Origin of the sequence: Paenibacillus sp. FSL H8-0280 (assembly GCF_045040665.1) — a bacterium.
Classification (GTDB): domain Bacteria; phylum Bacillota; class Bacilli; order Paenibacillales; family Paenibacillaceae; genus Paenibacillus; species Paenibacillus xylanexedens_A.
Genome location: NZ_CP150296.1, coordinates 1,952,444 through 1,969,097, shown reverse-complemented (window position 1 = coordinate 1,969,097; position 16,654 = coordinate 1,952,444). Strand labels below are relative to the sequence as shown.

The window sequence follows — 16,654 nt, the reverse complement described above, 5'->3', positions numbered from 1 at the left end:
ATTAACCCACCTTATTCACTTTGACGTCTCCGATAAACACACTTACAATAATCCGTACTTTTTTGCTTGCTTCATGGTAATGGGAAGTTTCAGCCTGGGCACTACTCAGGAATCCGCCGCGTTTCTGATTCAACAGTGACATATCTCCAATGAAGGAATTTGTCGTCACCGTCACACCCAGATCCATATCTTCTGGAACAAATACTTTCACATCCCCAATAAATAAAGAAATAACAATCTTCGTCTCCCCATAAGGAATCTGTGCTTTGGTCAAATCAATTACGGTATCTCCGATAAAAGCCGAGATGTTCATTGGTTTTAACGAGAACACTTCCTGCCCCATGTACAGATCCCCGATGAACGCCGATTTGTTAATGGTATTGCCATTGCCATAATCCCCATAACCATTTCCGTAGCCATCATCATAATGTTCTCCATATCCGGTATCGTTAGAGTTATACGATTGATGTTTCTTCTTATATTGATGCCCTTGTGATGATGAATCCGTTGACCCTGTGAAATGAGGGCCATGTGCATCGTTCTTCTGTTCCTGTTTTGGTTTGCCAAATGTTTTCTCGAACTGTTCATCAAACGACGACGGCATCTCCAGATCCTCCGGAGCCAACGGTTTATAAGGTTGCTCAGGTGCTGGAGGTGGCTGCATCTTGTCATGATGTTTCCGATCACGACGACGTGGCCCAATCAGTACAAATAATCCTCCGCCAATCAGCATAACCGGGATCAGATAACGAATGAACTCCCCCATGGAGTAATCAATCCATCCCAGGTTACGGGCAAGAAAGTAACCACCAATCGCCAGTACAATTACTGGTCCAATAAAGGCGTAACCCCCGTTGCGACGAATCTCGGATATTCCTTTGACCCCCCACCAGATTAGAAATAACGGCCAATATGTTCTGAAAATATATCCTACATCAATGTCATATCCCAATTGTCTGAACAAGATCATCGCACCAATAGCAATAAGAGGTATGCCAACCCACCAGCGGTCACGCGTCGATCGTTTCATCGCTCATGTCTCCTTTGTCTGTATTATGTATCCAGTGTAACTCAGACAAGACAATGAGAACAGCGGCGGCAGATGGAATTCATCTCGGTCTCGAGACTGAGATCAGAGGATATTAATGTAAAAAACTTCGCATATGTAAAACACCCCGGAGCTGGTGCTCCAGGGTGCTGAATCATCATTTGATTAATGAATCTTCAATTATTTTTTGTATTTTGATGCTTTGCCTTGACCTTGGCCAGTTTGGCCTGTGTTTTCTACACCGAACTCGGCATTGTATTTTTCATCAGGTGTTTGGAAATTATCTTGTACTTTGTTTTGAGCGGATTGCTTCACTTTTGCTGCTGCATTCTCTTCTCCAAACTCTGCATTGTACTTCTCGTTTGGCGTTTGGTACCCTTGTGATTTTTTAGCCACAACGAATCACCTCTCTCTTCATATTTACGATGCATTGCTGCACCGCGGGGTTCGTCCCCAGTCAGTATTATGTGAAGAGAGCACTTCAGTTATTCATGTTCACGTGTGAAATTAAATGGCCTTGTCCAGCCAGGAGTCCGGTACGGATTTGTACACATCGATCGCATCGGCCAACTCGCTGAGCATCTTTTCTGTGCATTTCCCAGCGCCTTGCCTGATCACCTGTACCTCCACATCCTTTTTGCCCCACTCTTTGTACACTTGCTTGGTTGTGGGGAAATACAGATCGATTTTATTGCCTTTGATCGCTGAACCGGTATCTGCAACAATTCCGTAACCATAGCCCGGAATGTACAGAATGGAACCCATCGGGAACAATTTTGGATCAGCTGCAATCGTGGAAACTGTTTCTTTATCACGACGTACTTTTACACCAGAATACGTAATTCCGTATTGAGGATGTTTTGGTCCTTTTCCTGTAGACTCCACACCTGCCGTATACCCCGTTGCTGTAACCTTTTGTGTACCCAGGATTTGTTCTGAACGCGGAGCAAGCACCGGCATAGACGGATCTGCCACTTGTTTCTCTGGAAGCTCAGGTCTTGGAATGACCATTGGTTGTGGTGACCACAATAAAGCCATATACACCATGGTCGTCAGCTGGGCCTCATCGCTGTATTGATGGCTGACCTGTTCTGGAAATTCCTGATCAGACTTGCTCGAAGTTTCAATAATCGGACTTTCACTGCCGCTGCTCTGACTCTCGACATGCAGTACTGTACTTTCATCTTCAAATGTATAGGCATCCGCCTGATTCAGGTTAATCATCATCCCGGCGAACATCACACAGCCAACCAATAAACCCCGTATATGTTTCTTTTGAATTGAGAATTGCTTTTTCATTGTATAACCTCCCCCTCACTGCAAAGGTTTTCCAAAAAGCAATTAATCTATACTTTTTACTGCAAACACTACGAAAAAACGCCTGAATAACATAGGTCAACCCCATGTCATTCAGGCGTTATGCAGAGTGATCAGCGCAACTTATGCACTGGTTATCTGATAGATCATTTGTTCATTTATACCAAACGTGTTGCGATTTCTTCTTTCAATTGAGCGATTATTTCATCGACCGGTTTCATGCCCAGATCGCCTTCTCCACGCTTACGCACGGATACGGCTTCTGCATTACGCTCATTCTCACCAACAACAAACATATAAGGCATTTTCTCAAGCTGCGCCTCACGGATTTTATATCCAAGTTTCTCGTTCCGCAGATCGGCTTCAGCAGAGATTCCCGCACGTTTCAGTTTCGCTTCCACTTCACGCGCATAATCGTCGAAGTTTCCGGATACCGGGATCACTTTTGCCTGTACGGGAGACAACCACAATGGGAAAGCTCCTGCAAAGTTCTCCAGCAAGAATGCTGTGAAACGTTCCATTGTACTAATTACACCGCGGTGAATAACGACTGGACGATGTTTCTGTCCGTCATCGCCCACATATTCAAGTTCAAAGCGCTCAGGCAACAGGAAGTCCAATTGAACCGTAGACAATGTCTCTTCTTTGCCCAGAGCTGTTTTGATCTGTACATCCAGCTTCGGACCGTAGAACGCCGCTTCACCTTCAGCTTCATAGAATGGAAGGTCAAGTTCTTCCACAACTTCACGCAGCATGCGTTGGGACATCTCCCACATCTCGTCGTTCTGGAAGTATTTCTCGGTATCCTGCGGATCACGATAGGACAGACGGAAACGGTATTCGTTAATACCGAAATCCTTATAGACTGTTTGAATCAACTCGATAACACGAGCGAACTCTTCTTTGATCTGATCCGGCCGTGCAAAAATGTGTGAGTCGTTCAGTGTCATTGCACGTACACGATGCAGACCTGTTAATGCCCCCGACATTTCATAACGGTGCATCATACCAAGCTCTGCAATACGGATTGGCAGATCACGGTAGCTGTGCATGCTGGACTTGTACACCATCATATGGTGAGGACAGTTCATTGGACGGAGAACAAGTTCCTCGTTATCCATTACCATTTTCGGGAACATATCTTCCTGGTAGTGCTCCCAGTGTCCAGATGTTTTGTACAATTCCACGTTACCCAGAACTGGTGTGTATACATGCTGGTATCCCAGGCTTTCTTCCAGATCCACAATATAACGCTCCAGAGTACGGCGCAGCTTCGCACCGTTAGGCAACCAGATTGGCAAGCCTTGACCGACCAGTTGGGAGAATGTGAACATTTCAAGCTCTTTACCCAACTTACGGTGATCCCGTTTTTTAGCTTCTTCGAGGAAGTGCAAATGCTCGTCCAGCTGTGCTTTTTTCACAAAAGCCGTACCATAAATACGTTGAAGCATTTTGTTTTTGCTATCTCCACGCCAGTAAGCACCCGCGACATTCATCAGTTTGAACACTTTGATTTTGCTAGTTGATGGTACGTGAGGGCCACGACACAAGTCGAAGAATTCACCTTGCTCATAAATCGTAATCACGCTGTCCGCTGGCAAATCACGAATCAACTCAAGTTTGTAAGGATCGCCCACTTCTTCGAACGTTTTGATCGCGTCCTCGCGGCTAACTTCCTTACGTACAATTGGCAAGTTCTCATTCACAATACGTTCCATTTCCTTCTCGATCTTTTGCAGATCTTCAGGATTGAGCGCATGTTCGAGGTCCATATCATAGTAGAAACCATCTTCAATGACAGGGCCGATACCGAGGCGTACCTCTTTGTTACCATATAAACGTTTCACTGCTTGAGCCATCAAGTGAGCTGTACTATGACGCATCACTTCAAGTCCTTCTGGTGAATCCAGAGTTACGATCTCCACCAATGCTCCCTCATGAAGTGTTGTGGACAAGTCCACCACGATACCATCCAGCTTGCCGGCTACGGCATTTTTTCGCAATCCGCTGCTAATTGAAGCGGCTACGTCCTCAATGGTGCTGCCATCCGCGTACTCACGTACCGAACCATCCGGTAGTTTAATGTTCACTGCCATTTGTCTCATTCCTCCTGTTAATGTAACCTTTGTGTCCAGATATTTATGGACTGATTATCTATTGCTATTCCAGTCATTTGGCAAAGGAACGCAAAAAACACCCGTCCCGGCAAAGGGACGAGTGATATATACTCGTGGTTCCACCCTAATTCAGCTGATTCATCCTAGTCGGAGACACAGCCCTCATTGGCATGACGATAACGGGCATGACCCGGCAGATCCTTACTCGCGGATAATCCCCAATAAAGGCGATATTCTAACTCCACTTTCAAAATTGCAGCTACAAAGGGGTAAACCATACGTGATATCCGGAGGAAATTTCAGCCTAGGTTCCTCTCTCTGCACCGATCTTGCGTGTGGTTGTTGTCTTTGTCAACGCTTTTGGTTCAATGGTTCACATGAAAAATTCATGGATCAACAGTTATTATAATTGCCGAGATCACTTGCGTCAAGACCTGTCAACAATCCTGAGCGAAGCACTTCGCATTCCGGGCAATGATGACATATTTGCACTTTGTCTTCAAAGATCTGGCATATGGTCGAGATGATTGGCAGATCCGGGGTGCGTGTATGGAGCATGACCTTCTCAGGAGAGATTGAGATGAGTGTACTTACAATCATATCTTCAATATCCATCTCCAGTTCCAGACCCGGCATTTCCACAACAACCTGTTCATCCTTTTGCACGGGTAACAGATTAAGTCCAGCATCCAGGACCTGAAATTCATGCATTCCCTTGTGTACAAGATGAACCAGAGGAACTTTGGCTTCTTGAAAAAACACAAAATATTTTAACAGCCCCATAAACTCTTCATATTGCCGATCCATCCAGAACTCATCGAGCGCATACTCCACTAATTCCTGAAGCTCCTGCTTATATGGCCGTATGCGGAAGTTGATAATGCCTTCAAGGTGAAAAAAGTGAACATCCTCCAAATCCTGCCGTAGTCCACTGGCTAACGTAGTACGGCGGCGCTCCCGAAGTCCGGGCTGATCCAGATCACCATTTAATAGAAGTGGCATGCAGATTCGATTGACCTTCTCCACCTCATGCTCATCCATGACAGAACACGCCTTGGCGATCATATCCTCCACCATGCTCCGTTCTTGTGTCTCCATAATGAAGTCGGCGAGTCCAAGGGAGAGCAGATCACTGATCCGGGGAAGCCATTGCTGGAAGTCTTCGTGATTCTCATTCCCTCTGCACACCCAGGTTGCTCTTCCATCATTATGTTTGAAGGTGAGCCGAAATCCTCTTTTACTTATATGTAAACCTTTGGTTTTTTCCTTGACACAACGATAAAATTGATCCGCTTCCTCTTGCCCCGATACATCGGTCCATACAGCAAACAGTTCCACAAGAATCACTCCTTTCCTTCCTGTTCAAAGTATATGGCAAGGCCGATGGGGATATACGAAGCGGATTGATGGAAAGCGTGTCATGATTTCTCAGTATATTATGAAGAGGTTTGGAGTTAAGACAAAAATGTGTTATTATTTTAATAACAGTATGTTTCACGGAAAAGGAGGGAAGCCAAAATGAGACAACAACCTAGAATACTCCACTACACGATCATTATCATTTTGTGCGTTTTCCAAGCCTTGTGCTTCCCTATTCCGATGCAGTCCGAATCTGCCGTTGGGGTGTCTGTTGACGCAACTTCCAACAAGGAAGTGCTGTCGCAAATACCCGAATCCCAGCAGAAACCTGTTATTCGCAAATACCCACAAGTCATGTCCAAGCTGATTGCGGTTACGCATAATAAGCCTGTCTTTCTTGTCCTCGCATTGTTATTGATGCTGCGAATCCCTACAACGGGTCTGTCCTTTAAACCGTGGTATTGTCTGTTTAAACGCAGATTATTTCTGCTACCTATTAAGTTTACCAGCATGTATGTATCCCTCACCCCTATAGCACCAAAATACGTGAACGCTCTTCACTAGCCGTTACGACGTATTACAGGTTGCTTTTGCATGGAGACACCTCTGTAATGAAAGACGGTGCGCTTGTGCATAACTTATAACCCTTTTAGCACACGTTAGATGAACCAATGTTTATGACAGTACCTGTTTTTGTTGTACCCACACCGACAAATTCAAATCATATGGCTGTGTCAGGAATTTCTGGCTCTGTTTACCCGCATCTTTTGATGTTCCCTTGAGCAGCAGATTAATCATTTTCGGGAAATAAGCCTGTCTTCTATGGCCAGCCCCTAATTATAAGGAGGCAACAATCCATGGATGTACGCGAAACAGACTTGCCGGGAATCGGCAAAAAATTTCAGATTGAAACAAGCAGCGGTGATAAAATTGTCATTATTATTCACGATGACGGTCGCCGGGAAATGTACCACTTCGAGTATGATGATCCTGATCAAAGCATCTCGATGATCACACTTGACGATTACGAAGCACGACAGATTGCTGCTATTGTTGGCGGATTAACTTACAAACCAAAACAGCTTGAAAATATTGAAGTAACGTTTGACGACCTGATTATCGAGTGGTACAAAATCGAACCATCCTTCGGAAGTATCGGTAAATCCATCGGTGAATTGGACGTACGTCAAAACTCTGGGGCAACGGTTATCGCCGTTGTAGAGAAAAATCATAAAAAACATATCAGCCCAGGTCCGGAGGTAGTTATCAGTGCAGAATCCACGGTGGTAGCCGTTGGCGAACGCAATCAGCAGAAACTGTTTAAATCCCTCCTCCTGACTGGAAGGGGGTAAATAGATGGATCATTTGATATTCGAAGTAGGTCTGGCCCTTGTGCTCATTGCTGCAGCCGGCCTTTTATCGGCAAAACTAAGATTTTCGGTCGTTCCATTTTATATTCTGATCGGGATGGCCGTTGGGCCACATGCCATGAAAATCTGGCATCTGGACTTCCGTTTTATTGAGAGTCAGCCTTTTATTGAATTTATGGGTCGGATCGGTATCCTGTTCCTTCTCTTCTACCTTGGACTTGAATTCTCGGTAGGTCGTTTAATTAAATCGGGTCGCTCTATTGCAGTTGGCGGCTCGATCTACATCGGCATTAACTTTACACTGGGATTAATATTCGGTTTTATGTCCGGTTTCCCAGTTGCAGAAGCACTTATTATCGCAGGTATAACTACCATCTCTTCCAGTGCCATTGTGGCCAAGGTACTCGTCGATTTGAAACGAACGGCCAACCCGGAAACAGAGATGATATTGGGTATTATTATGTTCGAAGATGTATTCCTCGCTGTATATATCTCGATCTTGTCCGGACTTGTGCTTAGTGATTCATCCTCCATCGGAGGCGTCATCATGTCTGCACTTATTGCCCTCGGATTCATGCTTATCGTGATTATCCTTGGACGCAAAGCAACACCGCTACTAAACAAATTGCTTAAAATTCGATCGAATGAGCTATTCTCTCTCGTTGTATTTGGAGCCTTGTTCCTGGTAGCTGGTTTCTCTGAAACTATTCATGTTGCCGAAGCGATTGGTGCATTACTGGTTGGTCTGGTGCTTGCTGAAACAGAACACGCGAAACGGATTGAGCACTTGATTCTACCATTCCGTGACTTCTTCGGAGCAATCTTCTTCTTCAGCTTTGGATTGTCCATTGATCCGTTGTCCTTGGGTGGCGATGCCGTATGGTTAGCTCTGATTGCAGTTGTTATTACATTGTTCGGTAACTTCCTGGCGGGTATGCTGGCCGGACGCAGTGCAGGACTATCACCCAAAGCATCGGCGAATATCGGATTAACCATTGTATCACGGGGTGAGTTTTCCATCATCTTGGCGAACATGGGTAAAGCCGGGGGACTGTTGCCAATGATTCAACCATTTGCTGCGCTGTATGTCCTAATTCTGGCCATTCTGGGTCCTTTATTAACCAAAGAGTCCAAACATGTATTCCGTTTATTGGATAAAATATTCAAGTTCAAAGATCCTCGGAAAAAGAAAGAAGAACCGAAGGTTCTGCAGAAAGAAGGATAATCCATATGTCTGTGCAGAACAGACATACTATCGTACTTCGCGGCTCTACGCCGATCTTTCTGTGACTAACCCAGGGGGATGGCTCGAAAGCCGCACTAAGGAGGATGACCTATGAAAGCACCTCTGATATCGGCTAATCCGGTGCCAAACACCGCCAAGACCAGAATCTCGTCAACCCGCCGCTGGTTAAACCTGTTACTTGTGATTGTCGGTGGAATTCTGGCCTCCGTGGGACTTGAATTGTTCTTACACCCCAATAAGATCATTATTGGAGGCATTACAGGCATTTCCTCCCTGTTCGCCCACTGGACCGAAATGAGAATTGGATTATTCCTATTTTTATTCAATGTTCCGTTTATATTTCTGTCTTACAAGATTGTGCAGAAGAAATTTGTACTGGTTACTGTTCTGGGTCTGGTTGTCTTTTCGATCGGTGCCATTGTGCTTCATCCCATGCCGCCACTTGTAGAGCATCCGCTGGCTGCCGCCATGTTTGGCGGATTATGCCTCGGACTCGGAATTGGGCTCGTCGTGCGGTATGGTGGGACACTGGATACGCTGGAAATCGGTGATCCGTCTTCCCGCCCACCTGAACGTGTATTTAGCGGAAAACGGATGCTTATCGAAAAAATAATCATGCTGCTTAACTTGTTGATACTGACAGCCGCTGGTGTTGTCTTTGGCTGGGACCAAGCGATGTATTCCGTAATCGCCTATCTTATTGCTTATGAAATGGTGTACATTGCGTTCAGGGGCTTCTCTTCCAAACGCAAAGTATGCATTTTGACCACACAAAGCTCTCAAGTTGAAAAAGCTGTACGCAAACGGCTTCGCCGTGAACCTGGAATTCTGGAAGCCACTTCTGACTCAACACAACTCGCGATGGCGGAAGGATGGATCAGGCAAATCCCGGGTGCACTTTATTATGAGGTACATGTGCTGGAGATGATCTGGTTGAAGTCCATTGTGCGTCACATTGATCCACATGCGGGTATTGTAACGAATCCGGAAAAATAATAGCTCATGTAAGTTGAACTAAAGATATTTACACTGACACTACGATGACAGAACAACCTTCCAATCGCTGTTATCCCCAGATTTTTTTGATTCCCTTTTCTCAAGGGAAAAATCCGGGGATAAAGGCGAACGCTTCGCTTTTTCAGTTTTTTTCTGTCCTCTTCGTTATCGTGTAATTTTAATTCAACTTACAAAAAACGCTCTCTTCCCCTATGGATGGACAGTATTGTCCACCAAGGTCAGAGAGCGTTTTTTTCTGTTATTATAATTAATTGATATTATAGTTCAACGATAGCTTTGACTACATGTGAATCTGGCAATAACCATTGATCTATTGCAGTAGGTAACTCATCAAATTCCACGCGGTGTGTGATATACCCATCCATGTTTAATTTCTTTTGACGCAAGGTCGACAGGACTTGTTCAAAGTCTTCACGGGTTGCGTTTCGACTACCCAGGATGCTCATCTCCCGCTTGTGAAATTCGGGGTCATGAAAGGTAATATCCGCTTTCACCAGTCCCACGAAAATAAGTTGACCACTATGCGCCACATATTGAATGGCCTCATTCATGGAATTCACGTTACCTGTTGCATCGAAGACAGCTGTAGCATAGTCGCCTCCCGTAATTTCAGCCACTTGTTGTACAGTATGTTCATTGGCCTGTACCAGGTCATCCGCTCCAGCCCAAGTCCGGCTAAGCTCCAGCCTGTCCAGATTACGATCAACGGCAATAACACGTGCTCCCGCCTGTTTGGCAAATGCCATCACACCCAATCCAATGGGGCCAGCTCCAATCACAACCACATGCTCACCAGGCTTGATTCCTGCTCTTCTGACGGCATGGGCTCCAATGCTTAATGGTTCTACCATTGCCGTCTCATCCAGTGTCAAACCTTCTGCTGAGAGCAGATGTGAGACAGGCACGCTGATTTTTTCTCTCATGCCTCCGTCTACGTGCACACCCATGACTTGCATGGACACACAACAATTGGTTTTTCCACTGCGACATGCAATACAGTGACCGCAGTGCAGATACGGAATAATACTTACCTGATCCCCAGGCTGTAATCCTGCCTCGTTCGGACCGATCTCTTCAATAACAGCCGCCAGTTCATGACCCAGAACACGAGGATAGGTAAAGAATGGTTGGTTGCCTTTGTACGCATGCAGATCCGTTCCACAGATCCCAATCCGCCGAATGGCAACCAACGCCTCTCCTTCTGCTCGATCCGGTTGAGGCAGGTCCTGGAGCTTCAATTGATCTATTTCTTCACATACAATGGCTCTCATCGTTGTTCCCCCTTGGGTGCTTCTGCTGACGTGTTGCTTGGCTTCGTATTATATTCGGGTCGTCCGCTTGACCACGTCTCGTTATGCAATGGAGCCAGAATGGGCAGCACTTCATCCAGCAAGCTCTGATCGATCGGTTCCTCTATCCAGGCTGCATTATTGAGGATATTGCGCTGGCTGGCACTGCTCACCAGTGTTGTCGGAATTCGTTCATTCGACGTGGAGAATTGCACGGCCAGCTTGGCAATGTCACTGCCTTGTTCTGCACAGAAGCGGGCAGCCTTCAGGCAGAGCTGTTTCACCCGATCATCTGCCGGATGCCAGGCAGGAGCCCCTCGGGTACTCAACAAGCCCATAGAAAGAGGCGAAGCATTGACGAGGCCAATTTCTTTTTTTTCCAACAAGGGCAATAAAGATAATAATGAGGTATCATTCAATGAATAATGACAATACGAGATGATCGCATCCGCATCGATCTGTGGCAGAACCTCCTCGAACAACGGTAAGGGCAATCCACAAATGCCCGCATGTCGTATAACTCCCTGCTCTTTCAGACGCAGCAACGTTGGAAAAGCTTCTTCGATAATGATCTCTGCTGGCACAAATTCAATATCATGCAGAAACAGAATGTCGATATAGTCTGTATGCAATCGATCCAGGCTCTCTTGCACACTCTCCAGAATCCGCTGACGTGAAAAATCAAACTCGTTTTCCCCATACCGTCCGGCTTTGGTTGATAACATATATGAACTACGCGGCAAGCTGCGGATGGCTTCACCCAACACGGTCTCCGCCTTTGTCAGCCCGTAGTAAGGCGAAACGTCTATGTAATTCATCCCCGCATCTACGGCTGCATGTACAGTGCGAATCCCTTCGTTCCGGTCAATGTCACGAAATACAGAACCGAGTGAGGATGCTCCAAAGCTCAATACAGGTACGTCCAGTTCCGTCTTGCCAAGTATTCTTCTCTTCATCGGTTTACCCCTTCCACCGTGTCTGACTACACAAGTTCCCTTTCATTGTAACAGTTCAATTTCAATATAAAATATCGCCAATTGCGTAACATGTACTGTTTGATGACCTCGAACCGCAGAAAGAAATCAAAAAGCCCGCCGTCTCTCCAAACGGAGTAGTCAGCGGGCTTGGCTTCATAAAAACTTATCTAACAATCAGCATTTATGGGAGTAGTATTGAATTAATTAGAATTAGTTCTGCATTACGAAATCTTCATGCACGGCATTCTCTTCGTCGAACATACGCACGATGTCATATCGGGTGTTACGTTGTGCCGGGATATAACCGGACTCCCGAATCAAACGGAGAATGGATTCAATGTTAACTTTATATGTTGCACCAGCAGCAGATACAACGTTCTCTTCAATCATCGTGCTACCAAAGTCATTACAGCCAAATTCAAGCGACTTCTTACCGATCTCAGGACCCATCGTTACCCAAGAGGATTGAATGTTCTTGATATTATCCAGCACTAGGCGGCTGATGGCTACAGTCTTCAAGTACTCTTCCGGAGTCTGACGCTCCAGCTTCAGGTTGGTATTGTCTGGCTGGAAAGTCCACGGAATGAACGCCAGGAAACCTTCGGAATCATACTTGTTCGCAATACATTCGTCCTGAGCTTCACGTACACGGAGCAAGTGTAATGCACGCTCTTCCATTGATTCACCAAGGCCGATAACCATTGTTGCCGTGGTGTTCATACCGATGCGGTGTGCAGTTTGCATAACGTCCATCCAATCCCGCCATGAACCTTTCAAACGGCTAATCTTCCGACGTGTGCGGTCATCCAGAATTTCAGCGCCGCCACCAGGCAAGGAATCCAGTCCAGCTTCGTGAATGGCACGAACAACCTCTTCCAATGTAAGGCCATCGGATACTTCAACCATTTTCATAATCTCCGCTGGGGAGAAAGAGTGCATCGTGATGTTTGGGAAACGCTCTTTGATGGCTTTCAACAGGTCTGTATAATAGCTGAAAGGCAGGTTTGGATTCGTTCCACCTTGCATCAAAATTTCGGTACCATTCACATCTTCCGTTTCCTGGATCTTCTGGAAAATAACTTCGTCCGGAAGCACATAACCTTCATCCGAACCAGGTCTGCGGTAGAAAGCACAAAAACGACAGTATACATCACACACGTTTGTGTAGTTGACGTTACGCCCAATTACAAATGTTCTGTATGGTTCAGGGTGCATGCGTTTCATAATGACATTAGCAGCTGCCCCGATTTTGTCCACTTCATTGGATTCAAATAACTGAATCGTGTCTTCCAAGTCCAAACGTTCGCCCCGAAGGGCTTTATCTAAGATACGGTCTACCGTACTCATCGTAAAAAAGCCTCCCTCATGAAGAGAAATTATATAACGATCCGTCCCAACTTGTTCAAGAGAAGCAAGTTCTGGTGGCAACATCGTATTTCTGTACTCCACATATCGTAACACAGGTTACATGTGAAAAAAAGCACCTTATGTTCAGGTGCTTTAAAAATAAGTAAAAATTTTTACATATGGAAAAGAATTAGTTCGAACTTAAGTGATACGCATCGGCGTATTCGGGCATCCACTTTTGCTAGGATTCCTGAAGTGCTTGCTCCAAATCTACAATGAGATCTTCGATATCTTCCAGACCTACGGAGAAGCGCAGCAACCCGTCTGTAATGCCACGGTCACGGCGAACCTCAGCTGGCATTGCCGCATGAGACATCATGGCTGGGTAGGACAGAATACTCTCCACAGCTCCCAAGCTTACAGCAACTATGGGTAGCTTCACCCGGTTAAGAACTGCTTTTGCACGATCACCTGAGCCGACGTCAAAAGAAACGACAGCTCCATATCCTGTGGACTGGCGCTCATGTGCCTCACGGCCCGGATGATCCTCCAGTCCAGGATAAAAGACAGCGGTAATATCACTGCGCTCATTAAGCCATGCCGCCAGTTTGGCTGTGCTCCGTTCACTATGAGCCATGCGAGCCCCCAAGGTTTTCATCCCGCGCATCAGAAGCCAGGACTCTTGTGCCCCGAGTACAGTTCCAAGTCCATTTTGCAACTGTTTCAGTTGTACGCCAAGTGATTCCGTGCGAGCAACGGCTAATCCTGCCAGTACATCACTGTGACCTCCGAGAAACTTCGTAGCACTATGTACGACGATGTCCACACCAAGCTCAATTGGACGCTGATAGTACGGTGTCATAAAGGTGTTATCCAGAATCGTGATTAGGTCATGTTCCTTCGACCAGTCAGTTACAGCAGCGATATCCGTAATTCGCAGTGTAGGGTTCGACGGTGTTTCCATATAAACTGCCTTGGTGTTTGGCTTGAGTGCCGCTTTTACTTCATCTATATTGGTCATGTCTACAAAGGTTGTCTCGATCTGCATACGGCTTAATATGGAAGTAAGCAAACGATACGTACCTCCATATACGTCTTCCGTTACAATCATGTGATCCCCTGCGGAGAACATCATGAACACGCTTGATATCGCAGCCATCCCCGAAGAATAGGCAAAGCCTCGTGCACCGCCCTCCAGCAATGTGATGTAATCTTCCAAAGCCTGACGTGTCGGATTACCCGAACGACTGTAATCATGTTGAGGCGGATTGAAGATATCAAAATGATGGAAGGTTGATGCTTGGTAGATCGGTACACTGGAGGCTCCAGTTGTTTTGTCAATTTCATCTCCAAAATGGAGCAATTTGGTATCAAATTTCAACTCGGAATTGGGCTTGTTATTGGACTCACTCATGAGTGCACGCCTCCTTCCACTTCCTGTTGTGCAGCTGTCAGAGCATTGCCGAGATCTGCAATCAAATCATCCGCATGTTCAATGCCTACAGAGAACCGGAGCAGACGGTCATCCACACCTACGGCTTCACGAATTTCAAGCGGAATATCCGCATGCGTTTGTACCGCTGGGTAGGTCATGAGTGATTCCACTCCACCGAGACTTTCGGCAAAAGCGATCAGTTTGATATGACGCAGCAATGGTTCAACATAACGTGCATCCTTCACTTTGAAAGAAAAGATACCTGTGTTACCGGTGGATTGTTTATTCTGTATTTCATACCCCGGATGATCGGATAGACCTGGATGATATACTTCAACCACCGCTGGGTGCTCAAGCAAGTATTTGGCAATAGTAAGTGCATTGTGCTCATGACGCTCCATGCGAAGAGCCAGCGTTTTCATACCTTTCATCAACTGGTAGGAGTCACTTGGAGATAATACCGCTCCAATGGAATTATGCAGGAACGCCATCTCAGCAGATAACGCCTCACCTTTGGTAATAATTAGTCCGGCCAACACATCATTATGACCGCCCAGATATTTGGTAGCGCTATGAATGATGATATCTGCACCCAGTTCAATCGGACGTTGGAAAAATGGAGTCAACAACGTGTTGTCAACAATGGTCAACAGGTTGTAACTTTTCGCCCAGGAAGCAACAGCTTCCACATCGGTGATCATCATCAGTGGATTGGTTGGTGTCTCAATAAATACAGCTTTCGTATTCGGCTGACGAACCTTCTCCAGTGCTGCTAGGTCATTCGTGTCCACATAACTTGCAGTTACGCCGAAACGGGACAGAATACGTTCCAGCAGACGATAGGTTCCACCATACAGATCCAGCGATACAATCAGATGATCCCCTTGACCAAACATGGCAAAAATCGTTTGCAGCGCGGCCATTCCCGAGCTACAGGCAAACCCTGCATCACCGGACTCCAGCGCTGCAGCGGCTTCTTCCAATACTTTACGGGTTGGATTAGTCGTACGAATATAATCAAACCCCGTGCTTTGTCCAAGCTTCGGGTGGCGAAACGCAGTGGATTGATAGATCGGAAAGTTAATGGCGCCTGTTACCGGTTCATTGATGGACCCAATTTGTGCTAAGCGGCTTTCGATTTTCAACTTGTTGTTGTCTTCCATTGCTGCATCCTCCTGTAATCTCGATTAGATTTGCGGGCCAATATCGTAAGGTGTTTCTTGATACACATAGTAATTGAGCCAGTTAGAGAATAATAAGTTGGCATGAGCGCGCCAAGTAGCTGGTGGCACACGGGAAGGGTCATCATTCGGATAATAATGCCTAGGCAATGCGATATCCAACCCTTTGGCTGCATCCCGGTCATACTCCCACTTTAATGAGAACGGGTCATACTCGGCATGTCCTGTGGCAAAAATCTGTTTGCCGTCTTTGGTAGCAACCAGGAAGATCCCCGCTTCCTCGGATTCAGCCAAAATCTCTAAATTCTCATTCTTTTCAATATCTTCGCGTCTCACTTCCGTATGACGGGAATGTGGAACGTTGAATACTTCATCAAATCCACGCAACAACGGAACATGTGGTTTATTGATGGTATGTGGGAAAACGCCAAAACACTTCTCATCAAGTGCAACCTTAGGTACGTCAAAATGATGGTATAAACCTGCCTGGGAAGCCCAACATATGTGGAGGGTTGAAGTCACATTGGTTTTGGTCCATTCGAAGATCTCCTGGATTTCATTCCAATAGTTCACGTCTTCGAAATCCATCTGTTCCACCGGGGCACCCGTAATGATCATTCCATCGAAACGGCGGTGCTCAATCTCATCGAAGGTTTTATAGAACAGATCCAAATACTCCTGAGACGTATTCTTCGACGTATGGGATTTGGGATGTACAAGAACGACATCCACCTGAATAGGCGTGTTTCCCACCAGACGAAGCAATTGTGTTTCGGTCGTTTCCTTTGTGGGCATCAGGTTTAATATAACGATACGGAGTGGACGAATATCCTGCTGATATGCAGAAGTTTCATCCATGACGAAGATATTCTCTCCTTCAAGTACTTCTTTTGCTGGTAGAGTATCGGGTATTTTGATTGGCATAGTAAGTCTAACTCCTCCTTGTGCATA

At 45.9% G+C, this 16,654-nt stretch carries 15 protein-coding genes; 4 read left to right on the top strand and 11 right to left on the bottom strand.

Annotated features, from left to right (window positions below):
* Position 1 precedes the first annotated feature (1 nt).
* The 5 genes from liaF to MHI12_RS08915 form a co-directional block, all read right to left on the bottom strand.
* Positions 2 to 1,030 (bottom strand): cell wall-active antibiotics response protein LiaF, encoded by a 1,029-nt coding sequence (gene liaF, locus MHI12_RS08935; RefSeq protein ID WP_405172185.1) that lies wholly within the window; start codon positions 1,028 to 1,030, stop codon positions 2 to 4.
* A gap of 198 nt (positions 1,031 to 1,228) precedes the next feature.
* Entirely contained in the window at positions 1,229 to 1,444 is a 216-nt protein-coding gene (locus tag MHI12_RS08930; RefSeq protein ID WP_036610057.1) for a hypothetical protein, read from the bottom strand.
* 111 nt (positions 1,445 to 1,555) lie between these two features.
* Positions 1,556 to 2,095, bottom strand: a complete 540-nt coding sequence (locus tag MHI12_RS08925) for a 3D domain-containing protein (RefSeq protein WP_081595013.1) — start codon at positions 2,093 to 2,095, stop codon at positions 1,556 to 1,558.
* A gap of 428 nt (positions 2,096 to 2,523) precedes the next feature.
* Complete coding sequence (thrS, locus tag MHI12_RS08920; protein WP_076327039.1) at positions 2,524 to 4,461, bottom strand: threonine--tRNA ligase; 1,938 nt, start codon at positions 4,459 to 4,461, stop codon at positions 2,524 to 2,526.
* Positions 4,462 to 4,875: 414 nt separating this feature from the next.
* A complete protein-coding gene (locus tag MHI12_RS08915) occupies positions 4,876 to 5,829 on the bottom strand; it encodes a putative sporulation protein YtxC (RefSeq protein WP_051447153.1) in 954 nt (317 codons plus the stop codon).
* Positions 5,830 to 6,000: 171 nt separating this feature from the next.
* On the opposite strand from MHI12_RS08915, the gene MHI12_RS08910 reads away from it, so the two are divergent.
* The 4 genes from MHI12_RS08910 (at position 6,001) to MHI12_RS08895 (ending at position 9,453) form a co-directional block, all read left to right on the top strand.
* Positions 6,001 to 6,405, top strand: coding sequence for a hypothetical protein (locus MHI12_RS08910; protein ID WP_339784935.1), 405 nt, complete (start codon positions 6,001 to 6,003; stop codon positions 6,403 to 6,405).
* Positions 6,406 to 6,698: 293 nt separating this feature from the next.
* Positions 6,699 to 7,193 carry a cation:proton antiporter regulatory subunit gene (locus tag MHI12_RS08905; RefSeq protein ID WP_036610059.1) on the top strand — a complete coding sequence of 165 codons (495 nt, stop codon included), beginning with the start codon at positions 6,699 to 6,701 and terminating at the stop codon, positions 7,191 to 7,193.
* A gap of 4 nt (positions 7,194 to 7,197) precedes the next feature.
* The gene (locus tag MHI12_RS08900) at positions 7,198 to 8,436 is read left to right on the top strand and encodes a cation:proton antiporter (RefSeq protein ID WP_405172184.1); all 1,239 of its coding nucleotides are present in this window, start codon (positions 7,198 to 7,200) and stop codon (positions 8,434 to 8,436) included.
* Positions 8,437 to 8,547: 111 nt separating this feature from the next.
* The gene (locus MHI12_RS08895) at positions 8,548 to 9,453 is read left to right on the top strand and encodes a YitT family protein (protein ID WP_405172183.1); all 906 of its coding nucleotides are present in this window, start codon (positions 8,548 to 8,550) and stop codon (positions 9,451 to 9,453) included.
* 278 nt (positions 9,454 to 9,731) lie between these two features.
* Here the strand turns inward: MHI12_RS08895 and MHI12_RS08890 are convergent, their stop codons facing one another.
* The 6 genes from MHI12_RS08890 to metA all read right to left on the bottom strand — a co-directional run bounded on the left by MHI12_RS08890 (position 9,732) and on the right by metA (position 16,627).
* Positions 9,732 to 10,745, bottom strand: a complete 1,014-nt coding sequence (locus MHI12_RS08890) for a zinc-binding alcohol dehydrogenase family protein (protein WP_405172182.1) — start codon at positions 10,743 to 10,745, stop codon at positions 9,732 to 9,734.
* The gene (locus tag MHI12_RS08885) at positions 10,742 to 11,719 is read right to left on the bottom strand and encodes an aldo/keto reductase (RefSeq protein WP_405172181.1); all 978 of its coding nucleotides are present in this window, start codon (positions 11,717 to 11,719) and stop codon (positions 10,742 to 10,744) included. The genes MHI12_RS08890 and MHI12_RS08885 overlap by 4 nt, the downstream gene beginning before the upstream one ends.
* A gap of 231 nt (positions 11,720 to 11,950) precedes the next feature.
* A complete protein-coding gene (mqnC, locus tag MHI12_RS08880) occupies positions 11,951 to 13,087 on the bottom strand; it encodes a cyclic dehypoxanthinyl futalosine synthase (protein WP_074096829.1) in 1,137 nt (378 codons plus the stop codon).
* A gap of 241 nt (positions 13,088 to 13,328) precedes the next feature.
* Positions 13,329 to 14,501, bottom strand: a complete 1,173-nt coding sequence (locus tag MHI12_RS08875) for a PLP-dependent aspartate aminotransferase family protein (RefSeq protein WP_036669808.1) — start codon at positions 14,499 to 14,501, stop codon at positions 13,329 to 13,331.
* Positions 14,498 to 15,685 (bottom strand): PLP-dependent transferase, encoded by a 1,188-nt coding sequence (locus MHI12_RS08870; RefSeq protein ID WP_076327044.1) that lies wholly within the window; start codon positions 15,683 to 15,685, stop codon positions 14,498 to 14,500. Before MHI12_RS08870 ends, MHI12_RS08875 begins: the two co-directional genes overlap by 4 nt.
* Before the next feature lie 24 nt (positions 15,686 to 15,709).
* Positions 15,710 to 16,627, bottom strand: coding sequence for a homoserine O-succinyltransferase (gene metA, locus MHI12_RS08865; protein WP_405172180.1), 918 nt, complete (start codon positions 16,625 to 16,627; stop codon positions 15,710 to 15,712).
* Between the last annotated feature and the right edge of the window lie 27 nt (positions 16,628 to 16,654).

Coding starts and splice junctions, on each gene's coding strand:
- liaF (WP_405172185.1), bottom strand. CDS start 1,030: ATGAAACGATCGACGCGTGACCGCTGGTGGGTTGGCATACCTCTTATT.
- MHI12_RS08925 (WP_081595013.1), bottom strand. CDS start 2,095: ATGGTGTATATGGCTTTATTGTGGTCACCACAACCAATGGTCATTCCA.
- thrS (WP_076327039.1), bottom strand. CDS start 4,461: ATGGCAGTGAACATTAAACTACCGGATGGTTCGGTACGTGAGTACGCG.
- MHI12_RS08910 (WP_339784935.1), top strand. CDS start 6,001: ATGAGACAACAACCTAGAATACTCCACTACACGATCATTATCATTTTG.
- MHI12_RS08905 (WP_036610059.1), top strand. CDS start 6,699: ATGGATGTACGCGAAACAGACTTGCCGGGAATCGGCAAAAAATTTCAG.
- MHI12_RS08900 (WP_405172184.1), top strand. CDS start 7,198: ATGGATCATTTGATATTCGAAGTAGGTCTGGCCCTTGTGCTCATTGCT.
- MHI12_RS08895 (WP_405172183.1), top strand. CDS start 8,548: ATGAAAGCACCTCTGATATCGGCTAATCCGGTGCCAAACACCGCCAAG.
- MHI12_RS08890 (WP_405172182.1), bottom strand. CDS start 10,745: ATGAGAGCCATTGTATGTGAAGAAATAGATCAATTGAAGCTCCAGGAC.
- MHI12_RS08885 (WP_405172181.1), bottom strand. CDS start 11,719: ATGAAGAGAAGAATACTTGGCAAGACGGAACTGGACGTACCTGTATTG.
- mqnC (WP_074096829.1), bottom strand. CDS start 13,087: ATGAGTACGGTAGACCGTATCTTAGATAAAGCCCTTCGGGGCGAACGT.
- MHI12_RS08875 (WP_036669808.1), bottom strand. CDS start 14,501: ATGAGTGAGTCCAATAACAAGCCCAATTCCGAGTTGAAATTTGATACC.
- MHI12_RS08870 (WP_076327044.1), bottom strand. CDS start 15,685: ATGGAAGACAACAACAAGTTGAAAATCGAAAGCCGCTTAGCACAAATT.
- metA (WP_405172180.1), bottom strand. CDS start 16,627: ATGCCAATCAAAATACCCGATACTCTACCAGCAAAAGAAGTACTTGAA.